This window comes from Faecalibacillus intestinalis, assembly GCF_003024685.1.
Taxonomy (GTDB): Bacteria; Bacillota_I; Bacilli_A; order Erysipelotrichales; family Coprobacillaceae; genus Faecalibacillus; species Faecalibacillus intestinalis.
Genome location: NZ_PYLQ01000004.1, coordinates 157469 through 180000 on the forward strand (window position 1 = coordinate 157469; position 22532 = coordinate 180000).

The 22532-nt window shown below is 30.1% G+C and carries 27 protein-coding genes, 1 pseudogene and 1 riboswitch; of the genes and pseudogenes, 2 read left to right on the plus strand and 26 right to left on the minus strand.

Translation table 11 applies throughout. The features are described from left to right. Positions 1-2: 2 nt before the first annotated feature. The 24 genes and pseudogenes from purD to C7U54_RS05025 form a co-directional block, all read right to left on the minus strand. Positions 3-1256, minus strand: coding sequence for a phosphoribosylamine--glycine ligase (gene purD / locus C7U54_RS04910; RefSeq protein ID WP_107029483.1), 1254 nt, complete (start codon positions 1254-1256; stop codon positions 3-5). Positions 1257-1265: 9 nt separating this feature from the next. Further along, positions 1266-2789 (minus strand): bifunctional phosphoribosylaminoimidazolecarboxamide formyltransferase/IMP cyclohydrolase, encoded by a 1524-nt coding sequence (gene purH, locus C7U54_RS04915; RefSeq protein WP_022001461.1) that lies wholly within the window; start codon positions 2787-2789, stop codon positions 1266-1268. Further along, positions 2790-3383, minus strand: coding sequence for a phosphoribosylglycinamide formyltransferase (purN, locus tag C7U54_RS04920; RefSeq protein WP_022001460.1), 594 nt, complete (start codon positions 3381-3383; stop codon positions 2790-2792). Then, positions 3377-4402, minus strand: a complete 1026-nt coding sequence (gene purM / locus C7U54_RS04925) for a phosphoribosylformylglycinamidine cyclo-ligase (RefSeq protein ID WP_022001459.1) — start codon at positions 4400-4402, stop codon at positions 3377-3379. Before purM ends, purN begins: the two co-directional genes overlap by 7 nt. Before the next feature lie 15 nt (positions 4403-4417). Next, positions 4418-5122, minus strand: a complete 705-nt coding sequence (gene purC, locus C7U54_RS04930; RefSeq protein WP_032090145.1) for a phosphoribosylaminoimidazolesuccinocarboxamide synthase — start codon at positions 5120-5122, stop codon at positions 4418-4420. Positions 5123-5135: 13 nt separating this feature from the next. Then, a complete protein-coding gene (purE, locus tag C7U54_RS04935; RefSeq protein ID WP_022001457.1) occupies positions 5136-5624 on the minus strand; it encodes a 5-(carboxyamino)imidazole ribonucleotide mutase in 489 nt (162 codons plus the stop codon). 12 nt (positions 5625-5636) lie between these two features. Next, positions 5637-7307: a formate--tetrahydrofolate ligase gene (locus C7U54_RS04940; RefSeq protein WP_107029484.1), complete on the minus strand. Its 1671-nt coding sequence runs from the start codon at positions 7305-7307 to the stop codon at positions 5637-5639. A gap of 126 nt (positions 7308-7433) precedes the next feature. Beyond that, a riboswitch (ZMP/ZTP riboswitch) is annotated at positions 7434-7515 on the minus strand. Positions 7516-7638: 123 nt separating this feature from the next. Then, a complete protein-coding gene (locus C7U54_RS04945) occupies positions 7639-8175 on the minus strand; it encodes a DUF1697 domain-containing protein (protein WP_107029485.1) in 537 nt (178 codons plus the stop codon). 70 nt (positions 8176-8245) lie between these two features. After that, positions 8246-8878: pseudogene (locus C7U54_RS04950) on the minus strand (HAD family hydrolase). Between the two features lie 18 nt (positions 8879-8896). Then, the gene (locus tag C7U54_RS04955) at positions 8897-9406 is read right to left on the minus strand and encodes a hypothetical protein (protein ID WP_107029486.1); all 510 of its coding nucleotides are present in this window, start codon (positions 9404-9406) and stop codon (positions 8897-8899) included. 62 nt (positions 9407-9468) lie between these two features. Then, positions 9469-10206, minus strand: coding sequence for a hypothetical protein (locus C7U54_RS04960; RefSeq protein WP_107029487.1), 738 nt, complete (start codon positions 10204-10206; stop codon positions 9469-9471). 25 nt (positions 10207-10231) lie between these two features. Further along, positions 10232-10870 (minus strand): hypothetical protein, encoded by a 639-nt coding sequence (locus tag C7U54_RS04965; RefSeq protein WP_107029488.1) that lies wholly within the window; start codon positions 10868-10870, stop codon positions 10232-10234. Positions 10871-11013: 143 nt separating this feature from the next. Continuing rightward, entirely contained in the window at positions 11014-11553 is a 540-nt protein-coding gene (locus C7U54_RS04970; RefSeq protein ID WP_107029489.1) for a hypothetical protein, read from the minus strand. 17 nt (positions 11554-11570) lie between these two features. Further along, complete coding sequence (locus C7U54_RS04975) at positions 11571-12068, minus strand: kinase (RefSeq protein WP_107029490.1); 498 nt, start codon at positions 12066-12068, stop codon at positions 11571-11573. A gap of 30 nt (positions 12069-12098) precedes the next feature. Then, positions 12099-12581: a hypothetical protein gene (locus C7U54_RS04980; protein ID WP_107029491.1), complete on the minus strand. Its 483-nt coding sequence runs from the start codon at positions 12579-12581 to the stop codon at positions 12099-12101. Positions 12582-12629: 48 nt separating this feature from the next. Then, entirely contained in the window at positions 12630-13064 is a 435-nt protein-coding gene (locus C7U54_RS04985; RefSeq protein ID WP_162297489.1) for an ASCH domain-containing protein, read from the minus strand. Between the two features lie 60 nt (positions 13065-13124). Beyond that, complete coding sequence (locus C7U54_RS04990; RefSeq protein WP_107029493.1) at positions 13125-13883, minus strand: EFR1 family ferrodoxin; 759 nt, start codon at positions 13881-13883, stop codon at positions 13125-13127. 4 nt (positions 13884-13887) lie between these two features. After that, complete coding sequence (locus C7U54_RS04995; RefSeq protein WP_107029494.1) at positions 13888-14220, minus strand: inorganic diphosphatase; 333 nt, start codon at positions 14218-14220, stop codon at positions 13888-13890. Between the two features lie 15 nt (positions 14221-14235). Then, entirely contained in the window at positions 14236-14982 is a 747-nt protein-coding gene (locus C7U54_RS05000; RefSeq protein WP_107029495.1) for a class I SAM-dependent methyltransferase, read from the minus strand. A 15-nt stretch (positions 14983-14997) separates the two neighbouring features. Next, positions 14998-15612 carry an L-2-amino-thiazoline-4-carboxylic acid hydrolase gene (locus C7U54_RS05005; protein WP_233543267.1) on the minus strand — a complete coding sequence of 205 codons (615 nt, stop codon included), beginning with the start codon at positions 15610-15612 and terminating at the stop codon, positions 14998-15000. Between the two features lie 79 nt (positions 15613-15691). Then, positions 15692-16108 carry a YjdF family protein gene (locus C7U54_RS05010; protein WP_107029497.1) on the minus strand — a complete coding sequence of 139 codons (417 nt, stop codon included), beginning with the start codon at positions 16106-16108 and terminating at the stop codon, positions 15692-15694. A gap of 153 nt (positions 16109-16261) precedes the next feature. Continuing rightward, the gene (locus C7U54_RS05015; protein WP_107029498.1) at positions 16262-17134 is read right to left on the minus strand and encodes a class I SAM-dependent methyltransferase; all 873 of its coding nucleotides are present in this window, start codon (positions 17132-17134) and stop codon (positions 16262-16264) included. Between the two features lie 125 nt (positions 17135-17259). Next, entirely contained in the window at positions 17260-17799 is a 540-nt protein-coding gene (locus tag C7U54_RS05020) for a nitroreductase family protein (protein WP_117346842.1), read from the minus strand. Positions 17800-17809: 10 nt separating this feature from the next. Next, entirely contained in the window at positions 17810-18898 is a 1089-nt protein-coding gene (locus tag C7U54_RS05025) for a CapA family protein (RefSeq protein WP_230308058.1), read from the minus strand. 68 nt (positions 18899-18966) lie between these two features. Between C7U54_RS05025 and C7U54_RS05030 the strand changes: the two genes are divergently transcribed. Continuing rightward, positions 18967-19416 (plus strand): GNAT family N-acetyltransferase, encoded by a 450-nt coding sequence (locus tag C7U54_RS05030; protein WP_107029500.1) that lies wholly within the window; start codon positions 18967-18969, stop codon positions 19414-19416. Positions 19417-19425: 9 nt separating this feature from the next. Here the strand turns inward: C7U54_RS05030 and C7U54_RS05035 are convergent, their stop codons facing one another. Beyond that, entirely contained in the window at positions 19426-20334 is a 909-nt protein-coding gene (locus C7U54_RS05035; protein WP_107029501.1) for a LysR family transcriptional regulator, read from the minus strand. A 114-nt stretch (positions 20335-20448) separates the two neighbouring features. Between C7U54_RS05035 and C7U54_RS05040 the strand changes: the two genes are divergently transcribed. Continuing rightward, positions 20449-21786: an MATE family efflux transporter gene (locus C7U54_RS05040; RefSeq protein WP_107029502.1), complete on the plus strand. Its 1338-nt coding sequence runs from the start codon at positions 20449-20451 to the stop codon at positions 21784-21786. A 27-nt stretch (positions 21787-21813) separates the two neighbouring features. Here C7U54_RS05040 and C7U54_RS05045 read toward each other — a convergent pair whose 3' ends face one another. Next, the gene (locus C7U54_RS05045) at positions 21814-22485 is read right to left on the minus strand and encodes a GTP pyrophosphokinase (RefSeq protein WP_022001445.1); all 672 of its coding nucleotides are present in this window, start codon (positions 22483-22485) and stop codon (positions 21814-21816) included. Positions 22486-22532 lie beyond the last annotated feature (47 nt).

Sequence of the window (22532 nt, forward strand, 5' to 3'; positions counted from 1 at the left end):
TCCTATCTAAGTCCAATATCATGACGATAGTACATACCATCGAATGTAATAATTGTAGCAGTTTCATAGACTTTCGCAAGTGCTTCTTGTAAATTTGCTCCTCTTGCACACACATTTAAAACACGTCCACCATTTGTGACAAGTTTACCATCTTTTAAAGCTGTTCCCGCATGGAAAACAACAATATCATCACTTACTTTGTCAATATTTTTAATTTCAATTCCTTTTTCATATTTACCTGGATAACCTCCACTTGCAAGTACAAGACAAGCCACGTGGTCATCTGACCATTTAACATCTACTTGATCTAAAGTATAAGTCGCACAAGCATCCATGATTTCATAAAGATCACTTTCTAAACGAAGAAGGATTGATTGTGTTTCAGGATCACCAAAACGGACATTAAATTCAAGAACTTTTGCTTGATTATTTTCAATCATTAAACCAATGAAAACAACTCCACGATAGTCCATTTGATCTTCTTTAAGTCCTTGCATAAATGGATCAAGAATATCTTTTTTTAAGACTTCATCCATACCTTCTGGTAAAAATGGATTTGGAGAAACAGTTCCCATACCACCCGTATTAGGTCCTTTATTTCCATCAAAGATTTGTTTATGATCTTTTGCTGAAACCATTGGTACAATTGTTTTACCGTCTGTAAAACAAAGTAAAGAACATTCAAATCCTGTTAAGAATTCTTCTAATACAACTTTACTTCCGGCACCATCTAAAGCACCATCAACCATCATTTCTTTTAAAGTAGAAATGGCATCTTCTTTATTTTCAACAATAACAACACCTTTTCCAGCAGCTAAACCATCTGCTTTGATTACTAACGGAAAATCAAAGTGATCAACTTCTTTACAAGCTTTTTCAAAGTCTGTGACTTCAACATATTTTGCTGTAGGAATATGATGTCTAATCATAAAATCTTTAGAGAAAGCTTTGCTTCCTTCTAAAGTTGCTGCTTTTTTTTGAGGGCCAAAAGCTTTATAACCTGCTTTTTCAATATCATCAGCAAGACCATTACATAAAGGAACTTCTGGACCAATAACTGTTAAATCGATTTGATTCTTTTGAATAAAATCAACAATAAATTCATTATCTTCTACTGAACCTGGTACACACGTACCTAAACTTGCAATCCCAGGGTTTCCTGGAATTGCATAAAGTTCAGATACTTTTGGACTTTGTTTTAATTTATAAGCAATCGCATGTTCACGACCACCACTACCGATTACAAGAACTTTCATATAAGCCTCCTAGTGTCTAAAGTGTCTATATCCGCTAAATACCATAGGGATATTTTTTTCATTACATAAATCAATTGAATCTTGATCTCTAATTGAACCACCTGGTTGAATAATTGCTTGAACACCTGCATCTGCAGCCACTTGAACACAGTCATTGAATGGGAAGAAAGCATCTGAAGCAAGTACTGAACCATTGAAATCTTTATCTGGATTATTATGAATAGCATTTTCTAAAGCCCATACTCTTGATGTTTGTCCTCCACCAATAGCAAGTGTTACACCATTTTTAACAATACAAATCGCATTTGATTTTACATATTTAACAACTTTCATACCAAATTCCATATCTGTAAGTTGTTCTTTTGTAGGTTGAACATTTGTTACAACTTTCATTTCATCAATCATTTTTGTATTTAATTCTTGAACTAATACTTTTCCTTCAAGATATTTAATATCATATTTAGCACCACGTGCATCTAAATTTTTAAGTTTTAAAATACGTAAGTTTTTCTTTTTCTTTAAGATTTCTAAAGCATCATCATCAAAATCTGGTGCAGCTACGATTTCTAAGAAAATCTTATGCATTTGTTCAGCTGTTGCTTTATCAATTTTATAGTTAACAGCAACGATTCCACCAAAAATCGATTGAGGATCTGCTTCATAGGCCTTCATATAAGAATCATAACCTGTATTTCCAATAGCAACACCACAAGGAGTTGAATGTTTGATGGCTGCTGTAACGATTTGATTACCAAATTCTCTAACAAGTGCAACTGCTCCATATAAATCGTTTACATTGTTAAATGAAATTTCTTTACCATGAAGTTGTTCATAATCTAATAAAGATTTTTGAACATAACTATCTTCATATTTATTTGCTGCTTGTTGAGAGTTTTCGCCATAACGTAAATGTTCTACTTTCTTTAATGAGAGATTTAATGTATCTGGGAATTGATCTCCAACTTGATCTGCAAAGTATCTTGAAATCATTGCATCATAAGCACCTGTCATAGAGAATGCTTTATAGGCAAGATTCATTCTGAAATCAAAATCAGTTGTATCATTTTTAATCGCATCTAAAACATTGTCATAATCTTTTGGATCCGTAACAATTAAAACATCTTTAAAATTTTTAGCTGCTGAACGAATCATTGATGGTCCACCAATATCAATATTTTCAATCATATCTGGTAAATCTTTACCAGCTTTTAAAGCTTTTTCAAATTCATATAAGTTGACACATACTAAATCAATTGGATGAATACCATGTTTTTTAATTGTTTCAACATGACTAGGTAAATCACGACGATATAAAAGTCCTCCATGAACCATTGGATGAAGTGTTTTAACACGTCCATCTAACATTTCAGGAAATCCTGTCACATCATCAATTGCAATACAAGAAACCCCATTTTCTTGTAAAACTTTCATTGTACCTCCTGTCGATACAATTTCAAAGCCTAATTCTACTAATCCTTTAGCAAAATCAACAACCCCATCTTTATTTGTAACTGAAATTAAAGCTCTTTTCATTTAAATTACCTTTGCCTTTCCATCAATTATTTTTATCTTATTATCACAATATAGCCCTACAACTTCTGGTAGTAATTTATGTTCAATCTCTAACACCCTTTTTTGAATATCCTCAGCTGTGTCTAAATCCGATATATCACAAGCAACTTGTTTAATAATCGGTCCCCCATCGACAATATTTGAAACAAAGTGCACGGTTGCCCCCGAAACCTTTGCACCACGTTGTAATACAGCTTCATGAACATGCATTCCATACATTCCTGGTCCACAAAAAGAAGGAATAAGAGAAGGATGAATGTTCATAATTTTATTTGGATATGCATCGATTAACTCATCCGTTAAAATTGCTAGATAACCAGCCAATACAATAAAATCAATATTTCTTTCTTTTAACATCTTTACAATCAAAGCATCATCTTTTTTAACAACTGTCGTTTCAATACCAGCATCTTTAGCTCTTTGTAAACCATAAGCCTTTTGACGATTCGAAAGAACAAGGGCGATTTCGCCATTGATCTTTCCTTCGTTTTTAGCATCAATAATAGATTGTAAATCTGTTCCCCCGCCAGAGACAAAGACTGCAAATTTTAGCATAAATCCACGCCCTTATCTCCTTCTACGATATTTCCAACAACGTAGCATTTATCTCCTGCTTCTTCAATAGCTTTCATTGTTGTTTCAACATCTTCTGGATTAACTGCAATTACCATACCAAGACCCATATTGAATGTGTTGTACATCATATGTTCTTCAATATTTCCATTTTTTTGAATTAAATCAAATAAAGCTGGTACTGGATAACTTTCTTTTTTAATGATTGCTCTTACATTTTCAGGAAGCATTCTAGGTACATTTTCAAAGAAACCTCCTCCTGTAATATGAGAGCATCCTTTAATTCTAACACCCGCATTTTTTACATTTTTTAAAGCTTTTACATAAATACGTGTTGGTTCAATTAAAGCTTCTCCTAAAGTTTTTCCTAATTCATCATAGTATGTATCTAATGATTCTTTTGTCATTTCAAACACTTTTCTAACAAGTGAAAAACCATTTGAATGAACACCACTTGAAGCAATACCAATAAGTGTATCTCCTGCTTTAATTGTTGAACCATCAATAATATCTTTTTTATCAACAACACCCACAGCAAATCCTGCTAAATCATAATCATCTTCAGGCATTAAACCAGGATGTTCAGCAGTTTCACCACCAACTAAAGCACATTCAGATTGTAAACACCCTTCTGCAACACCACTTACAATGGAAGCAATTTTTTCAGGATAGTTTTTACCACAAGCAATATAATCTAAGAAGAAAAGTGGTTCTCCTCCAGAACAAGCAATATCATTGACACACATCGCAACGGCATCAATACCAATTGTATCGTGTTTATCCATCACAAAAGCAAGTTTTACTTTTGTTCCACAACCATCTGTTCCTGATAATAAAACCGGTTCTTCCATATTTTTAATACCACTTAAATCAAAAGCACCAGCAAAACCACCAAGTCCTCCTAAAACTTCAGGACGCATTGTTTTTTTAACATGTTCTTTCATTAATTCTACTGATTTATAACCTGCTTCAATATCGACTCCAGCTTTTTTGTAATCCATTTTTATTCTCCTTAATTATTTATTTTGCATCCTTGCTAGAACTGCTTTATAAGTTTCAATTAAATCTCCAATATCTTGTCTAAATACATCTTTATCATATTTTTGGTTTGTATCAACATCCCATAAACGACATGAATCTGGTGAAATTTCATCAGCTAATAAAATAGTACCGTCAGCTGTTTTACCAAATTCAATTTTAAAATCAACAAGTTTTAAATTCATTGATAAGAAGAATTCTTTTAATAATTCATTGATTTTTAATGTTGTTTCTTTGATGTATGCTAATTCTTCTCTTGTTGCAAGTTTTAAAGCAACAGCGTGATCATCATTGATTAATGGATCACCATATTCATCATTTTTATAACTCATTTCAAAGATTGGTTCATCTAAAACAATTCCTTCAGGTGCTCCTAATCTTCTACAGAAAGATCCAGTTGTAATATTTCTAATAATAACTTCTAATGGGAAGATATCTACTTTTTTAACTAAGATATCTCTTTCATTTAATTTTTTAATCATGTGTGTTTTGATTCCAGCTTCTTCTAACATATCAAAGATAATACAAGAGATTGTATTGTTTAAAACACCTTTACCTTCAAACTTATCATGTTTAACACCATTACCTGCTGTTGCATCATCTTTATAATGAATTAAATATTCATCTTCCTTTTCTGTTTTGTAAACTTGTTTTGCTTTTCCTTCATACAATAATTCTGCCATTTTTCTTTTCCCCCTATTTGTATTTTTCTATGACTTCATCGTTAGCTTTCATTGCGTCAGCTTCCATTTGTTTTCTTTCTTTAAGTAGCCCTTCTTTGATTTCACTATGTTTAATAGCCATAATTTGAAGTGCTAAATAAGCTGCATTTTTACTTCCATTAATAGCAACGGTTGCTACTGGAATACCCGAAGGCATTTGAACAATGGATAATAAAGCATCCATTCCATCTAAATTACTTCCTGCAATCGGAACACCAATAACTGGTAAAACTGTTTGACTAGCCACCACACCTGGAAGGGCTGCTGCCATTCCTGCAGCTGTAATAATAACTTCTGTTCCATCCGTTTCTGTTTCTTTAATAAAACTTGAAAGTCCTAAATGTGCTCTATGAGCAGATAAACAACGAACATTCACTTCAACACCATAATTTTTTAAAATTGAAATAGCTGGTTCAACTTTAGGTAAATCAGAAGTTGAACCCATGATAATAGCAACTTTCATCTTCTTCTCCTTTTAGAATAATCCAATAATTTTTCCATTTTCATCAATATCCATATTTACTGCAGCAGGGCGTTTTGGAAGTCCAGGCATACGCATAATATCACCTGAAATAGCAACCAAGAATCCAGCTCCTGCAGAAGGAATAATATCATTGATTTTTACTGTAAATCCAGTTGGTCGACCAAGTAAGGATGCTTGATCTGATAATGAGTATTGTGTTTTAGCAACACAAATTGGTAATTGACTTAATCCTTGTTCTGTATATTTTTTAATTTTATTTTTTGCTTTCTTTGTAAATTCAACACCATCTCCACCATAGATTTCTTTAACGATTGTTTCAATCTTTTCTTCAATTGATAAATCTAAATCATAAAGTGGATGATAATTAGCTTCTTTTGTTTCTAAAATATTTAATAACTTTTCAGCAAGTTCGATTCCACCATCAGCACCTTTTTCCCAAACTTTACTAATAGCTACTTCAACACCAAGTTTCTTGCAACATTCATTTAATAATTGAAGTTCCGCTTCTGTGTCTGTTGGAAAAGCATTAATAGCAACGATACAAGGTAAATCGAATTTTGCAATGTTTTCAATATGCTTTTCTAAGTTTCCTAAACCAGCTTTTAAAGCTCCCAAATTTTCATTTCCTAAATCTTTTTTAGCAACACCACCATGCATTTTTAAAGCACGAACAGTTGCAACAATAACAACTGCTTCAGGATTTAAATTTGCTTGACGACATTTAATATCTAAGAATTTTTCAGCTCCTAAATCAGCACCAAATCCTGCTTCAGTAATCGCATAATCCCCTAACTTGACAGCAAGTTGGGTAGCCATAACTGAGTTGCATCCATGAGCAATATTTGCAAATGGACCACCATGAACAAAGACCGGTGTATGGTCTAAAGTTTGAACTAAATTCGGTTTAATCGCATCTTTTAATAAAAGTGTAACAGCTCCTGTTGCTTCAATATCATCAACAGTTACTGGTTTTCCATCATAAGTATAAGCAACAATCATTTTTGCAGCTCTTTGTTTTAAATCTTCTAAAGAAGTAGCTAAACAAAGAATAGCCATCACTTCACTTGCAACGGTAATATCAAATCCATCTTCACGAGGTACCCCATTGACTTTACCACCAAGTCCACATACAGTATGTCGTAAAGCACGATCATTTAAATCAACGACACGTTTCCAAACGATTTGTCTTACATCAATATTCAAGGGATTTCCTTGATGAATCGAATTATCAAGCATTGCTGCAATTAAGTTATTTGCAGCAGTGATTGCATGAATATCTCCTGTAAAATGAAGGTTGATATCTTCCATTGGAACAACTTGCGCATATCCTCCACCAGCAGCTCCACCTTTGATTCCAAAACATGGACCAAGCGATGGCTCACGCATTGCAACTACAGATTTCTTTCCTAATTTGTTAAGTGCTTGTGATAATCCAATCATTGTTGTGGTTTTCCCTTCACCTGCAGGTGTTGGATTAATTGCTGTTACTAAGATCAATTTTCCATCTTCGTTTTGATCTAATTTTTTAATGGCTTCAAGGGAAATCTTTGCTTTATATTTTCCATATAATTCTAAATCATCCTCATCCAAACCAACTTTTTGAGCAATTTCAACAATCGGTTTCATCTCTGCACTTTGTGCAATTTCTACATCAGTTAACATTGTCGTTCATCCTTTCTTTTTTTCTTTTTGATTGATTCTTTTAACCACTTTCATTATATTACAAGACAATATATGAAACTAGTTATTTTACCTATCAACCAAAAAAAGAGCCCACTCATCCAGACTATTCTTAGCCCAGACGGTCGACTCTTTTACACGATTATACTCCCTGTGGTTTATTCCACTTCCGTCAGTCGTATAACTTAACTGCATAATATCAAAAAATGACTCTTTAATCAACACCAAAATGTTTTTTATTTTACCTAAAAATCAATTTTCCAACAATCTATCATTCTTTTTAATCATTTAATAATTTTTCAAAACTTTTATTTTATATTTTTACAATTTTTCTAATCGTATTAGCTGTTCTAATTGTTATTTTTTTACTAACATTTGTATTTGCTGTTTTGGGCCACCAGTTTGTTTTCTGATAATCTTTTCGACTAAATGACCAAAAAATAACATCTTTATAATTTTGAATTTTTTCCAATCCTTCTTTAGCTTCACCAATTTCCTCAAAAACTTCTTTAAAAGTGATTGGAGGAATCATAAATATTAAATTATCATAAATCATTTTATCATCACTGCCCCACCAAATTGGTGCATGTTCTAAAATATCTTTTAGCTTTTCTTGTTCTAAAACAAAAACAGGTATTTTAAAATCATAGTTTTTCTTTAACATTTCTTCAATTTGTTTTGTAATCTTTTCAATATTTTCTCGACTTGAAAAAATAACATTTCCACTATTTAAATAAGTTTTAACATTTTCAAACATCAAACTTTCTATTTCTTTTTTTAACTCCGCCATCACTACTTTATTTTTACCACTAATATTAATTCCCCTAAGCAAAGCACCATATCTTTTCATCTAAAAAGCCACCTCATTTCTTACAACTTTATTTTAACATACTTAAAAAAGACTACAAACGTAGCCTCCATCATTTCATTTCTAATAAAACTTTAGGTAATTCTTTAATTGAATGTATTATCATATCAGGATTCTTTGCTTTTCCAAAACCATAACTTGCATAAATGAAAGGAATACCTGCAAATCTTGACGCTTCTTCATCACCTTCTGTATCACCTACATAGAAAGCTTGCTCAATAACATTTCTTTTCATAATCAATTTTATATTATGTCCTTTATCTAATCCTGTTCTTCCTGACATTTCATAATCTTTAAAATAAGATTTTAATTGGTGTGCATGTAAAAAAGCCTCTACATAACCATCTTGACAATTGCTAACAATATAAAGATTATAATCCAAAGATAATATTTTAAGAGTTTCTTCCAAACCCTCATATAAAATAGCACCCTTTTGAGATAAATAATTGATTTCTTCATTGCCAAAATCAGCTATGATCTGTTGCCGTCTTTCTTCTGTTAGGTTTGGAAATAACGTTTTTCCTATTTCATTCATGGTTTTCCCCATCATCTTTGAAACGGTTTATTGAGTAATCATTAAAGAGATATCTTCATATTTATTTAATACACGATTCCAAATAGCACAAACACAACCCGTTGAATCCCATAGTGTGCCATCTAAATCAAAAATAATAGACTTTTTCATATTTTATTCCTTTCAATTTTATTCTTGATAATAATCATCTGGATCTCCATATTTTTGAACAACATCTTTTAATTCTTTTTCATTTAAATTTCTTTTAAGTAAGACATTTTCTTCATATTGATAATGTGGATAGCGAAAACGTATTCTCGCAAAAGTATTATCTACATAGAGAGCAATATGTTGATCATATTGTTCTACCTTTTCATCAAAATCAAAACTATACATTATAAAACTTTTACCTATGTCTAAAACAATTCCTGTTGTCAATACAACAGAAATAAGTGTTATAACTTTCTTTTTCCAACCCATTAGAAAGGCTTTTAATTTCTTTTGTAATTTATAAGCAAATACAATCAATAAAATTTGCCAAATAAAACATATTATAAAGGCTATTCTAATTGCTGTGGAAGGAATATATGACCATCCTTCACCCAAAAGCTTTTCACCATTAAAGAAAAGAATCGTTATAAAAATAAATAAAACAATCAATAATAATATAATTACTTGTTTTCTATTTAGTTTTCTCATCACTTCACCTACTCTATTTTTTACAAATTTCTTTTAATATTTCTATATAGTCATCAGTCTTTTTAATAGAATACATTAAAATACATTAAATGTCCATCGCCTTCTTTAAAAATAGAGTTTGATTGAGGATAGGCCTTTTTTACACCCCTATAACAAGTCTTATACGCTTTTTCTTCTTTTCCATAAAAGAAATACATTTTGTTTTGAGTTTCTTTATCAAATAAGGGAAAATCAAATGTATAACAACATTCTGTTTCATTTTTAACACTTTCTTTTGAAAGAAACTGAGCAGTAACTGCCATGGGTTCAATCATTGGTCTAAGATTTTCTATATTTCCTCTTGCTATCTTTTTTATCAATTTCATATTTAAGATTTGATCAACATCTTTTTTCTTCATCATTTTAAGTATTTGGTTAAATTTAAAATACATGAATTTTTTATATAGATAAGGAAGTTTAATACATGGTGTCCCATCTAAAAAACAATACTCAACGCTAATGTTTGTTTTTTCTAATTGTTTAAATAATTCAATAGCAATTTCTGCGCCCATTGATTGTCCATAAATCATCTTAATAGTATGTACATTTTGTTTTTGAATATATTCTATGAGTTCTTTAGCTTCATTCTGTCTTGTTGTAAATGTGCTGTTTTCATAGTGACCGTTATATTCAGGTAAAATCAAACAATAATCATCTTTTAATTTTTCATATAAATATTTTAATCCACTGCTTGGATAAAATGAACCCGTTAACATCATAATCAAAGGATTATTTAAATTTCCTATAATTTCAAATTTCATTATATTTCCCCTCTATTTCAAATACTTAAATATTATCAATGTGCTCAAAAAAAGAAAACACCTCTTTATATTTTTCTTGTAAACCAGGTTTATTAAATCTATTTTCAATGATTTGATATGCTTCTTTAAATTTACATTCATTAACGTATGCACTTGCAATATATAAATATTGATAATCATCCCATACAATTCGTTTGTCATTGCTTTCATAAAGTGTTAAATAATCTTTATCACGCGTTAAATTATCAAGTAAAGGCATTGTATATTCTTCAAAAAATGAAAGAATTTCATTTTCTAAAGGCTCATAATGTTGCGAGTTTTTAAGAAGAAAATCTTTAGATTTTGAATATACTTGTATAGGTTGTCTAATGGTGAATTTATTAATCCAATTTTGGGGAATTAAATGATTTGCGAATGCTTGTGCCGTATTATTTATTTTTGGAAAATAAATTTGTATATGAGGATAGATATGTGCTATTACTCCTCGATAATAAGATGGATTTGAAAAAAATACTATTTCAATTTTTTGAACAGTCTCTCCTATCTTGTGAACATAAATCAGCCCATTTTTTCTTCTCTTAAAACCATTTTTTTCAAAGTAAAAATCTAAATTTGAAAAAAGTAAACAAATCACCTTTTTTATATCACCTCGTAACATATTCATTTTTTTCTATTCCCTTCTACATCATTTTTCAATCATATTACCTACTATAAAATAATTCTTTACAGTCATTTCAACTACCGCATACTTTTTTAATCAAACCATATTTTATATATCACTTAGTATAACAATATCTTACCTAAAAACTATTCAAATTTTAAATCGTATATTTGAGGACTATCAATACCTATCGTACAAAAACGATATTGATTTTTATACAAATAGGCATCTTTCCCTATTAAATAACCATTTTTAGTACAGGCAACATATTTTTCACACGATTTTTTTAACATAGTATAAAGTTCTTTAGATTCTATATTTTCATACCATATTGTACTTATCTCCGTTGGAAATAGCGCTTTATCTTCGTAAATACCACCTATATTTATAACAACAGAAGACTCATTTAATTCTTGGTCTAAGAAAAAAATACTATTATCTTGACACATATTGTTTTTTCTTTTCAAAGGAATCACATCCTTATGACACACAAGCCATCGATTGTTAGTATGATTGCCCTTTGTGCTAATACCTAAAAAAGCACCATTTGTTATATTAGCAGTTTCTATCAAGTCATATATGCGTCCACATTTGAAATAATGAATTTTAATATTATGCTGAAAATCTAAAAAAATTCTAATCAAATCTTCTTTAGTTGCAAATATTCTAAAACTTCTAGACAACATTTTACCACCGCACATTTCTAATTTTCAAAAACAGTTTCATAAATCTGACTTACAATACTTTGAATATCTTTTTCATCTGTTATGCTTATTTCATTTAATATAGGGGCAAAGTCTTTTTCTCGCCACCAACTTTTCATTTCTTTTTCACCAAATTCATCTCGACACGCCCTTGTTTGATGACGTTTGAGCGTTTCTTCAAAAGACATATCAAAATAATAAGCATAAATATTTTGATTATAAAATTCAATTGCTAGTTCAAATAATGAATTATACCAATTAGCACGTAAAATACCTTCCAATATAACAATTTCATTATGTTCATTTCCATACTTCAAAAGTTCTTTTAAAAGCGGTAATGCCTTTGTATTTTCGCCATCATCCACATTCAACATTTCTCTTCGAATAACATCTTGAGAAATAAGCATCGTATTTTTACCAAATAATTTTTGCAATTCTTTAGCTATTGTTGTCTTTCCACTTCCAGAATTTCCTCTAAGTATAATAAGTTTTGTCATTGTTTCATTCCATCCATTTTTTATAAATAGTTACCAAATCCAAATCATAATTAAAGCACTGAGAACACCCACAATAGCAAATATAGGAATCATTGGTATACATACTTTTACATGAAACCATTTTTGATGATATTCTTTATCCATATGTTCTGTACCTGGAAGTCTAATTTTTTTAATATTTGCGAATAAGACCCAATCAAGAAAAAAAGTATCCCAAGCAAATAATGCAATTGCATATGTATAAGTTAACAACAATCCTTGAATAAATATTTTTGCTCCCGCTAGATGTAACATCCACGCAAATAAAAACATAAAAACAATAAGCACAACAACTTTCTTAATGATCATCATCGTTGTTAATTTTTCTTTTTCTGCTTCTTTATTTTGACTTTTATAATAGATCTCTTGTATTTCTGGTGGATAATCACTAATAAACGTTACTGGATTAATTAAAAGTAAACCAATCACTAAAAACATAATTAAAAGTTCTACTACTATTACTGTCACATTCATAATAAATCACTCCATTCATTAACTTATATAACATTTTTTTAGCTTAGATTACCGATATACCACTTCAAATTCTTCCAAGACACAGTCACAATTCTCATCAAAGCTTTGTCCTGCCGCCTTATAATCTAAAGCAAACGTGCGAAAATGAACCTCTCTCCATTTTTCTAAACCACGATCATCTTCACCTTCTTTATAGGCATGTGCAGCACTTACCTTTGAAAAAGGAACAATAGATACTTTTGTATCTCGAATAATACATGCCGCTTCATCATTATCAAAAAGAATAACACTATAAGTACCTCTTTGAGGTAATTCTTCTTCATTTATTTCATAAGATAATTTTGTACTCGATGTCGCCTTTTTTGTATCTGCAATTATTAGATTTGCAAGTTCATCAGCAAAAATGCCACCATTAAAAAATTTCCATAAATCATGTCTTGTATTTATATCCATATTTGTTAAAAGACAATACTCTTGCCACATCTTTTCTCCTGTCATAAATTGGTTCCTTTCTTTTAAATTTATTTTTACAACAAGCTTAAACTACTTGATTTTTAATTGTTCAAAATGATAACGTGTTTTGCCAACACTTTTCTTTCCATATTCAATTGCCTCTTGTGGACAATAACAAATACAAGCCATACAGTGTGTACAATTCTTTCCCCAAACCGGTTTTCCATCAATAAGTTGAATATTATTCAATGGACATTTCTTAACACATTGATTGCAACCAATACATGTATTATTTACTTTAAAAGCATCTGCTTTAACAAAGAAATGATAAAAAAGAGAATTAACAGATCCACTCATAAAGCAATCATAAAGATTATGACGTGGTTTCAAAAAAGATTTTCCTTCTTTAATATATTTAATAGTTTCCTTTATATCGATTTCTGCTTTTTCTACGATTTCTTTTGCCTCTTCTAATTGTGGAGCATTAAACATGGCAATATAGTTTTCTGGCATAAGGATCTGTTTTGTTCCCATATAATTCAAGTGTTTTTCATTTGCAAGAATAGAATTATACTTTGAGGCATTTCCAATTTCACTACCACAATTCATAACAAACCAAATACGTTTTGCTCCAACGAATTCTGTTTTATAAAACCAATTGGAAACAATTCTTGGTATACGCCAAGCATAAGTCGGAACCACAAGAATAATAGTATTTCCTGTTTCTATTGACGAATAATTATTTGTTTTAATTTTTTCATTTAAATCTATTATATTTTCGTGTAATTCATCCGCAATTCTTTGTGCTATATAGTAACTATTTCCTGTTCCTGAATAACAAAAAATCATTTACCTATCCCTCCTGCATAATGATTTTTGATTTAAAATATTTTTCTTGAAATTCAACTTGCTTTTTTATTTCTTCTTTTGTATATGACATATTTCGAGGAACAACAACCCATTTTTCTTCCACATCATCATATCTATGAATAATAGCAATTATTTTCCCAACAAACTCTTTTACAGGAACGTCAACACCTAAAATATAAGCATCTTGTTCTTCTTCATCTTCCGCCATGATGCCTTCAACAAAACCATAATTTATAGGATAATATGTTTCTTTATATTGAGGATGTTGGCTACCAAGTGGTCGATCAACAATAACTTTTACGATATCTTCAATCATATTATTTTTCCCTCTTTATATATGTGCAATCACTCTTAAACGACGATAATCTGCAATCCATTCATTTTCTTTCCAAAGTTTATCCTTTGTTAAATCTTCTACTTCTTTAATGATTTTACTTTGGATATCTTTTGACATTTCTTCCAATTCAGAAGCAAAGAATTGTCTCATCCAATTTTCTAATCCTTTTTCATGGTCTTTTAAGGGTGTTGGTCGATCATAATCATAAATTTTATCAATAATAAATCCTTTCTTTTTTAATAAATCCGCAAAATGTTTTGTTGTTGGAAAATTAAATTTTGGTTTGTATTCATATCCCAAATCTTGACAAACCTTTATAAAAGCATTTTCAATCGTTGCAATATTACCACTCGCACCAAATTCACAAACCAATAATCCTTTAGGTTTTAGTACTTTATGGATATTATCTAATAAATTTTCATGATCTTTTATCCAATGAAATACAGCATTTGAAAAAACAACATCAAATTGACTTTCAAATGGTAACGCTAGTGCATCACATACCCTAAACTCTATATTGGAATACTGTTCTTGAGCCTTTTTAATCATACTTTCAGATTGATCCACACCAATGACTGTTTTTGCTAAATTATTAAGTTGAACAGTAAGTGTTCCTGTTCCACACCCTAAATCTAAAATACTTTGTTTTTCATTTTGTGGAATATATTCTAAAAGTCCCTTTCCATATTCTGCTACAAAATCATGTTTATTATCATACATTGTTGCATTCCATTCACTCATAAATTTATCTCCAATTTATTTATATTTGCTATATCTAAAATCACAATAAGAATCCCCTTCCGCAATCGTTTTTGTTCTTACTAATTTCATATGCGTTATATCGGCCAATACATAATCCATTTGACATAAATAAACTGCAAGTTGTGGACATCCTTCATCTTTACATAGTTTACATATACCACACTCATGATAATCATATCCTAAATCATATTCATCATTACCTGGTAAAATATCAACGACCCAATCATTTTCATAAATGTGTTTATAACTTTCTTTTGACCATTGTAATCTTCCTGCCATTTTTTTAGGATCTAAATAGCTATCGGCATCTCCCATTACTTTATGAAATAATTCAGAGGCATAAAGTCCATCACGAAATATTTCATAGTTTTCTTCTGCAGATTTCCCTGTACTTCGATTCATTGCGATAAAATAGCTTCCCATAATATATGAACTTAATAATCTTGAATTTCCAATATCTTTTGCCCGTTGAATAATTTTATGATGTTCTTCACCTATTTTTCTTACTACATCTTTTGGAAAGTCTCTTCTTTTCAATTCAGCTTTTACCACATGATGATAAAAATGATAGATTATTTTTACATTAACTGATTCTTTCATCTTTTTCATTCCTTCTAATTCTTTATTCAATAGAACTTTTAATACAAATCCATTTTAGCATAAACTAAAAAAGAAAAACTAAGAAACCTTAATGTCCCTTATGTTTTTCTTTTTTCTTTTGTTGTTTCAAAGCAAACAAACGCATTTTATCTAATTCTTTTTGTTTTTTATTTTGTAATATGTGCTCTAATTTGCTTTGAGCATGTTGTAATTTTAATGCCTGTTGAGACTTTGTTCCAATTCCTTGTAATTGGACTTGTTTTCTAACATCACGTTGTTTTTTTTTATAACTTTTCTGTTTTTCAATTACAACATTTTCAACAGCTGGACTAAAGTTTAATTGATTATACTTTTTTAAAATAAAATCCCTTATTTCATAATCTTTAGGTTCTTTATAAAATGTTATTTTGGATGCAGTTAATTTTCCATCTTCATTACATTCTATAATGCCTACCCAAAAAGGATTTTCAAAAAATACAGTTAATCTACAACTTGTCTTATCCATAGTTACCCTCCTTTATATAAATAAACAAAGAATGGACAACCCGGAGGGGCAGGTTACTTACCTATTAAAATAGACGGCTGGGCTACCTACCAGCTCTAGTACAATTTGTACATTGCGTTTTTATCTTTGCAATCCTATTTTATCATATTTTAATTATTTCTCTACTACACAATAACAAACACCTTCAGGTGCTTTTATAGGATCATCTTTATAATAGACATTATAATTAGATATGTATTTTTCTGTCATTGTTTGATGATTTTCATGTTGAATGATTGTAAGATGGCATTGATTGAGTATCTCTTTAAGTTCAGCAAAACTGTATTTTGCTTTCATTGATTCATCAGCTTCTTTCGCCAACATTTCATTGATTTTTGTTTCTTTACTTTCTTGAATACTTGGGTAATCAAAAACAAGATGACTTCCTTTTAAAAGATATTTAGATAATTGTTTTAACATCTTTTTAAATTCATCTTTTGTAAGATAATAGCTTAGTCCTAACATACTACTGATTGAAAGCTGGTCTTCTTGATAATCACTTTGTAATAAAGTATTAATCCAATTTTCTTGACTTAAATCAATTGATAAGAATTGAATATTTTCAATATCAACATCTTTACATCTTTGTCTTTTATTTTCAATTACTTCTTTTTTATCAATTTCAAAAACATGCATTTGATTTTGATAATAATATGCAAACGAATCATAACCCGATGCAAAATCTAAATATTGTTGACATCCCTTTTCTTTCATCTCTTCAATTGCTTCTTTACAAAAAGCACTTCTTACTAAAACAGAAGGTGATAGTTGATGATCAACAATCCATTTTAAAGCTTCTTCTTTACTTCCTTTAAAAGTGGGATTAAAAAATGAAATTCCCTGTGACATATTTAACCCTATCATTTCATACTCTTTTTCTGTAATTAATTTTGTTGAAAGAAGATCATCAAAAATTTTAATATCCTTATTTTTTTGATGATATGCTCTTGCAAACAAACTTACTAATGCTGTCATATTTTGTTCCATAAAATTACCTCCATATATTTAATACAAGACTTTTACAGAAATGACTAATCTTGAAAAAATGCCCATTTTATGGTAATATAAAGGTAGAAAAAAGAAAGAAATGAGAAAAAATTTCCCATTTCTTTTTATTTGAACTTTTTAAAACCATTAAACCAAGCTCGCTCATCAAATGACTTCTTTTTTATTTTTATAACATTTTTTTCTTTTGGAATACCAATTGGTAAAAAGCATACCAATTCATAATCATCTGGTACATTTAGTATGTGTGCCATTTTTTTACCGATTTGATCCTCATCGGTAATGTGCCCTTCATACCAACAGCTTTCATATCCTAAAGCAATGATTGCTAGTAACATATTTTCAATTGCTGCTGAATAATCCTGTATGGCAAAACATTTATCACGATATGCATAGATACGTTGAGTGAGCACACAAATGGCAGCGGGTGCACTTTGTCCTATTGGCGGATCTATAACATTGAGTAATTGTTTTAAAATATGTGGATCATCAATCGCAATAAAACTTGTTGTTTGTTTATTACATCCAGAAGGAGCGTCGATTCCTGCTTGCATTATTTTGATAAGGTCCTCTCTTTTTACTGGAACTGCTTGATATTCTCCTCGAAAACTATGTCTACTATGAATTAATTCTAGAAAAGTATTCATTTTTACCCTCTTAATAACTATATTTCTTAATCTTTTCCTTGACTCTACTTGCTTGTTCATCTTGTAAAATATATGGTTGATAATCATTTCTTCCTCTTGATGAAGTTAAAGAACATGGAATGATTTGTACTTGATATCCTGTTTGTGTTGTTCCTTTAAAAGAATAAGAGAGTTGATAAATCATTGTGTCTGTATCACTTGGATTACGATTACCACCAAAACAGAAATTACCTAACGAATAAACAATAGGTTTTCCATTGTAGGTTTCTGTTCCTTGAACAACATGAGGATGTGAACCAATGACAGCATCCGCTCCAGCATCAATGGTAAACTTAGCCAGTGATCTTTGATCTTCATTGGCTTGATATTGTCTTTCAATACCCCAATGATAATAAACAAAAACAAGTTGACATTGTTCCTCATTTTTTAAATGATTGATTGCTTCTTGTATTTTTTGATGACCACTTTCATTATTCATAGATACCGAAAGTGAACGATAACCAAGGAATCCACACTTGATGCCTTTGACTTCTTTTATGTAGTAATCATCATAACCAAAATGACCAATAGAAGCTTCATCTAAATATTTTTTTGTATCTTGAAGACCTGCTTCATAATAATCTTCACTATGATTATTTGCGAGGGTAACTGCTTCTACTGATGAAGAAGTCAATATTTTTGTATATTCAGGAGCTCCACTAAAAGGAAATTCTTTTTCAAGATGATTACTGGCTGTAGTAAGTGGTCCTTCTAGATTAACAACTGTCAAATCATCTTTTTCAAAAACATCTTTTACTTTTTTTAAAAAATATGTTGGATCATTCCCTTGTCTTTTATATTCTTGATTAAACGATCCATCATAAGCTTGTCCAGCATAGTTTCCAAGTGTACAATCTCCAGCAAAAGAAATAGTAAAATTCACTTCAGCTTCTTCTTTCTTTTTCTCTTCTTTTTGTACTGTTTTTTCTTGTACCTTTTTAGGTGTTTCTTTTTTTGTAGGTTGATTTACATTATTAAAAAGAAAAACACCTAAAGAAATAACAAGTACAGCTATTATCATAACGAATGCTACTTTTTTCTTATTTAATTTATGATTCATAAAATTCACCTCAACTTATTTTAACATATTCTAAAATATGTTAAAATGCTTCTATTGGAGGAATAACTATGATTCAAGAAATTATTGAAAATAAATTAGATTATGCCACTTTATTATGCGAAAGTGATCCGAATATTAATCTTGTTGAAAATTATTTAAGAGATGGAAGATTATTTGCTTACTTTGAAAAACAAACACCTCTTGCTTTTATTGCAGCAAAAGAAATCAATGACACTACTGTTGAAATAAAGAATTTACTTACATTAGAAAAGTATCGAGGACATGGTTATGGAAAAGCACTTATTCAACATATTGAAAAGCTTTATCAAAACAAACTAACTTTTTTAATTGGAACTGCCAATAGTTCTATGACAAATATGCTTATTTATACAAAGCTTGGTTATCATTATAGTCATAAAATTGAAAACTTTTTCATTGATTATTATCCTCAAGAAATCTATGAAAACAACATGCAGGCAACCGATCTTCTTTACTTTAGCAAAACACGTGCAAACTAAAAGGATTCCTTACAAATCCTTTTTTGTATACTCTTTTAAGATATCAATATAAAGTTGTCCAAAACGGCTCAATATCGCTTTATTATGCGTAATATATCCTATTTCCATAAAATCATCCACATCTAAAGGAACCGCAATGATATCTTTCCCATTAAGCTGTTCATTAATGACTCCACTACAAATTGTATAACCATTAAGACCTATTAATAAATTAAAAAGTGTTGCTCGGTCACATACTTTAATTTCTTTTTGACTTTCTAAAGTACTTAAGATTTCTTCAGAAAAGTAAAAAGAATTATGTTCTCCTTGTTCATAAGATAAACGTGGATATTCTTTTAAATCCTCTAAAGATACTTTATTTTTGTTTGCAAGAGGATTGTCTTTTCCAATAAAAACATGGGGCTTTGCAATAAATAAACGATGAAATGTTAAGTCATTTTCTTTCAATGTTTTCTTTAAAACAACTTCATTAAATGAATTAAGATAAAGAACCCCAATTTCACTTTTAAGTTTCGCAACATCTTCAATAATTTCATAAGTTTGTGTTTCTCGAATCCTGAAATCATATTCCTTCCCACCATATTCTTTAATCAAAGAAACAAAAGCTTCTACGGCAAAAGAATAATGTTGCGTTGAAATACAAAATTCATGTTTAACATTATGATCTTGTAAGTATTTTTCTTCAATCAAATTTGTTTGTTCAATTACTTGTCTGGCATAGCCTAAAAATTCTTCTCCTTGCCTTGATAAAATAACCCCTTTATTAGTACGAATAAAAATTGTAATCCCAAGTTCCTTTTCTAATTCCTTAATAGCACTTGTCAAAGAGGGTTGAGAGATATATAAACGTTTTGCAGCACTAGAAAGTGTTCCTAGTTGAGCAACGGTAATTACGTATCTTAATTGAGCTAATGTCATTTTTTTCACTCCTTTTTGTAGCATTATACCATAGTTATTTTCTTTTTCATATTTTAAAAATAATTTAGGAATATTCTATGTTATAATAAGGAAAGTATTTAAGGAGGGGATTGAATGGAAAAAGATTTAACACATGGAAATACATTAAAACTGATTATTTCATTTTGTATTCCATTAATTGGTGGTGCTATTTTCCAACAACTTTATAACGTTGTCGATACGATGATTGTTGGACGTTTTGTAGGGGTAGATGCTTTGGCAGCAGTAGGATCAACAGGTTCTTTAAACTTTCTAATTATTGGCTTTGTTTTAGGACTTGCTGCTGGATTTGGTATTCCTATTGCTCAAGCTTTTGGTGCCAAGGAAGAAAAAAGAATGTTACAAACTATTATGAATGCTTTCTATTTATGCATTTTCTTTTCGATTGTTTTAACTGTTTTAACTCATTTTACAACAGAAACATTGCTTACTTGGATGCAAACACCAACCAATATTTTTAAACAATCTTATGACTATATATCAATTATTTTTTATGGTTTAACTTGTACAATTGCATATAATTTTTTAGCAAGTGTTTCACGTGCTTTAGGGGATAGTAAAACACCTCTTATTTTCTTAATTATATCATCGGTACTTAATGTTGTTTTAGATTTATCAATGATTATTAATTTTCATATGGGTGTTCGAGGTGCTGCCCTTGCCACAGTGATTGCTCAAGGAATTTCAGCTGTTTTATGTTTTATTTATATGGCTAAAAAATATCCTAATTTAAGATTTGATCATCATGCACGTTCTATAAGTTTTCCAATTATCAAAAAACTTATTAATATTGCCGTCCCAATGGCTTTACAATATTCAATTACGGCTGTTGGTGCTGTTATCTTGCAAAGTGCTGTTAATACTTTAGGTTCAGCAAAAGTTGCTGCTATTGCTGCTGCCCAAAAATTATCGATGTTCTTTACGCAACCAATGGATATGATGGGTTCTACAATGGCTACCTTCTCTGGACAAAATTTAGGTGCCGGAAAGATAGAGCGTATTTTTAAAGGAATTAAAGAATCTATGCTCCTTGTCATTGGTTATGGTATCGTTGCTTGTATCTTTATGATTTTCTTTGGAAAATACCTTTCATTATTATTTGTTGCTGGTAATGAAACAGGCGTTATTAATGATGCTCAACAATTCTTGATTTGCAATAGTATTTTCTATTTTGTTTTAGGTATTCTATTTGTTTCAAGAAACACCATTCAAGGTTTAGGAAAATCCGCACTTACGATGCTTGCCGGGGGTGCTGAATTAGTGGCAAGAGCTTTTGTTGCCTTTGCCCTCGTTGGTAAGTTTGGTTATAATGCCATTTGTTTTGCTAATCCAATTGCTTGGTTTGCAGCAATCATTATTTTGATTCCAACACTTGTTATTTTAATGAAAAAATTAAAGAAAGAACATAGTTAAAAGATATCGCAATTGCGATATCTTTTTTTACACACGTTCTTTATTTAAACGATTATGGATATTTTGCATTTTCAAATCAATTTCAGCAATTGATTTAGCACATTCTTGAAGTTCTTTTTTAACATCGTCAGAAACATTATTATCTGTTTTATATTTTAACTTATGTTCAAGTGATGCCCAAAAATCCATGGCTATTGTACGTAATTGAACTTCTACATGAATTGGTTTAGGTCCTTCAGATAAAAAGATAGGAACTTCTAAAACAAGATGTAATGACATATAACCACTTTCTTTAGGATTTTGAATATAATCTTTCATTTCAATAAGTTGAATATCATCTTGATTTGTAAGTAGCTGTGCTACTTTATAAACATCATCTACATAATTACAGATTACTCTGATTCCCGCAATATCATGAATATTTTCTTCTAATGAACGTTCTGTAACCGGAATATCTTTACTGATTGCTTTTTTTAAAATACTTTCTGGTGATTTAAGCCTAGATTCTATATGATGAATTGGATTATGATCATGTTTTACTTTAAATTCAGCATCAAGAATTTCAAGTTTTGTACGTACTTCTTTAATCCCTGCTTCATAGATTTGTTGCATTCTCAATAGTTCTGTAACATTTTCATAAAGTGTTGTTTTTGCAAGATTATTAACAACATTTTGTTTAATTTTTTGACTTGTTTTCATTATAACACCTCATCTTTATTAAACCTTAAAAAGATGAACTTGTCATT

Excerpts from the sequence above, each read along its gene's own strand:
- C7U54_RS05005 (WP_233543267.1), bottom strand. The coding sequence starts at position 15,612 with ATGAAAAAGATGAAAGAATCAGTTAATGTAAAAATAATCTATCATTTT.
- purD (WP_107029483.1), bottom strand. The coding sequence starts at position 1,256 with ATGAAAGTTCTTGTAATCGGTAGTGGTGGTCGTGAACATGCGATTGCT.
- C7U54_RS04985 (WP_162297489.1), bottom strand. The coding sequence starts at position 13,064 with ATGTGGCAAGAGTATTGTCTTTTAACAAATATGGATATAAATACAAGA.
- C7U54_RS05035 (WP_107029501.1), bottom strand. The coding sequence starts at position 20,334 with ATGACATTAGCTCAATTAAGATACGTAATTACCGTTGCTCAACTAGGA.
- C7U54_RS04990 (WP_107029493.1), bottom strand. The coding sequence starts at position 13,883 with ATGATTTTTTGTTATTCAGGAACAGGAAATAGTTACTATATAGCACAA.
- C7U54_RS04945 (WP_107029485.1), bottom strand. The coding sequence starts at position 8,175 with ATGAAAAGATATGGTGCTTTGCTTAGGGGAATTAATATTAGTGGTAAA.
- C7U54_RS05040 (WP_107029502.1), top strand. The coding sequence starts at position 20,449 with ATGGAAAAAGATTTAACACATGGAAATACATTAAAACTGATTATTTCA.
- purE (WP_022001457.1), bottom strand. The coding sequence starts at position 5,624 with ATGAAAGTTGCTATTATCATGGGTTCAACTTCTGATTTACCTAAAGTT.
- C7U54_RS04960 (WP_107029487.1), bottom strand. The coding sequence starts at position 10,206 with ATGAAATTTGAAATTATAGGAAATTTAAATAATCCTTTGATTATGATG.
- C7U54_RS05000 (WP_107029495.1), bottom strand. The coding sequence starts at position 14,982 with ATGAGTGAATGGAATGCAACAATGTATGATAATAAACATGATTTTGTA.
- C7U54_RS04995 (WP_107029494.1), bottom strand. The coding sequence starts at position 14,220 with ATGATTGAAGATATCGTAAAAGTTATTGTTGATCGACCACTTGGTAGC.
- C7U54_RS04975 (WP_107029490.1), bottom strand. The coding sequence starts at position 12,068 with ATGACAAAACTTATTATACTTAGAGGAAATTCTGGAAGTGGAAAGACA.
- purN (WP_022001460.1), bottom strand. The coding sequence starts at position 3,383 with ATGCTAAAATTTGCAGTCTTTGTCTCTGGCGGGGGAACAGATTTACAA.
- purC (WP_032090145.1), bottom strand. The coding sequence starts at position 5,122 with ATGGCAGAATTATTGTATGAAGGAAAAGCAAAACAAGTTTACAAAACA.
- purH (WP_022001461.1), bottom strand. The coding sequence starts at position 2,789 with ATGAAAAGAGCTTTAATTTCAGTTACAAATAAAGATGGGGTTGTTGAT.
- C7U54_RS05025 (WP_230308058.1), bottom strand. The coding sequence starts at position 18,898 with ATGAATCATAAATTAAATAAGAAAAAAGTAGCATTCGTTATGATAATA.
- C7U54_RS04970 (WP_107029489.1), bottom strand. The coding sequence starts at position 11,553 with ATGTTGTCTAGAAGTTTTAGAATATTTGCAACTAAAGAAGATTTGATT.
- C7U54_RS04980 (WP_107029491.1), bottom strand. The coding sequence starts at position 12,581 with ATGAATGTGACAGTAATAGTAGTAGAACTTTTAATTATGTTTTTAGTG.
- C7U54_RS04940 (WP_107029484.1), bottom strand. The coding sequence starts at position 7,307 with ATGTTAACTGATGTAGAAATTGCACAAAGTGCAGAGATGAAACCGATT.
- C7U54_RS05045 (WP_022001445.1), bottom strand. The coding sequence starts at position 22,485 with ATGAAAACAAGTCAAAAAATTAAACAAAATGTTGTTAATAATCTTGCA.
- C7U54_RS04955 (WP_107029486.1), bottom strand. The coding sequence starts at position 9,406 with ATGAGAAAACTAAATAGAAAACAAGTAATTATATTATTATTGATTGTT.
- C7U54_RS05020 (WP_117346842.1), bottom strand. The coding sequence starts at position 17,799 with ATGAATACTTTTCTAGAATTAATTCATAGTAGACATAGTTTTCGAGGA.
- C7U54_RS05010 (WP_107029497.1), bottom strand. The coding sequence starts at position 16,108 with ATGGATAAGACAAGTTGTAGATTAACTGTATTTTTTGAAAATCCTTTT.
- C7U54_RS04965 (WP_107029488.1), bottom strand. The coding sequence starts at position 10,870 with ATGAATATGTTACGAGGTGATATAAAAAAGGTGATTTGTTTACTTTTT.
- purM (WP_022001459.1), bottom strand. The coding sequence starts at position 4,402 with ATGGATTACAAAAAAGCTGGAGTCGATATTGAAGCAGGTTATAAATCA.
- C7U54_RS05030 (WP_107029500.1), top strand. The coding sequence starts at position 18,967 with ATGATTCAAGAAATTATTGAAAATAAATTAGATTATGCCACTTTATTA.
- C7U54_RS05015 (WP_107029498.1), bottom strand. The coding sequence starts at position 17,134 with ATGGAACAAAATATGACAGCATTAGTAAGTTTGTTTGCAAGAGCATAT.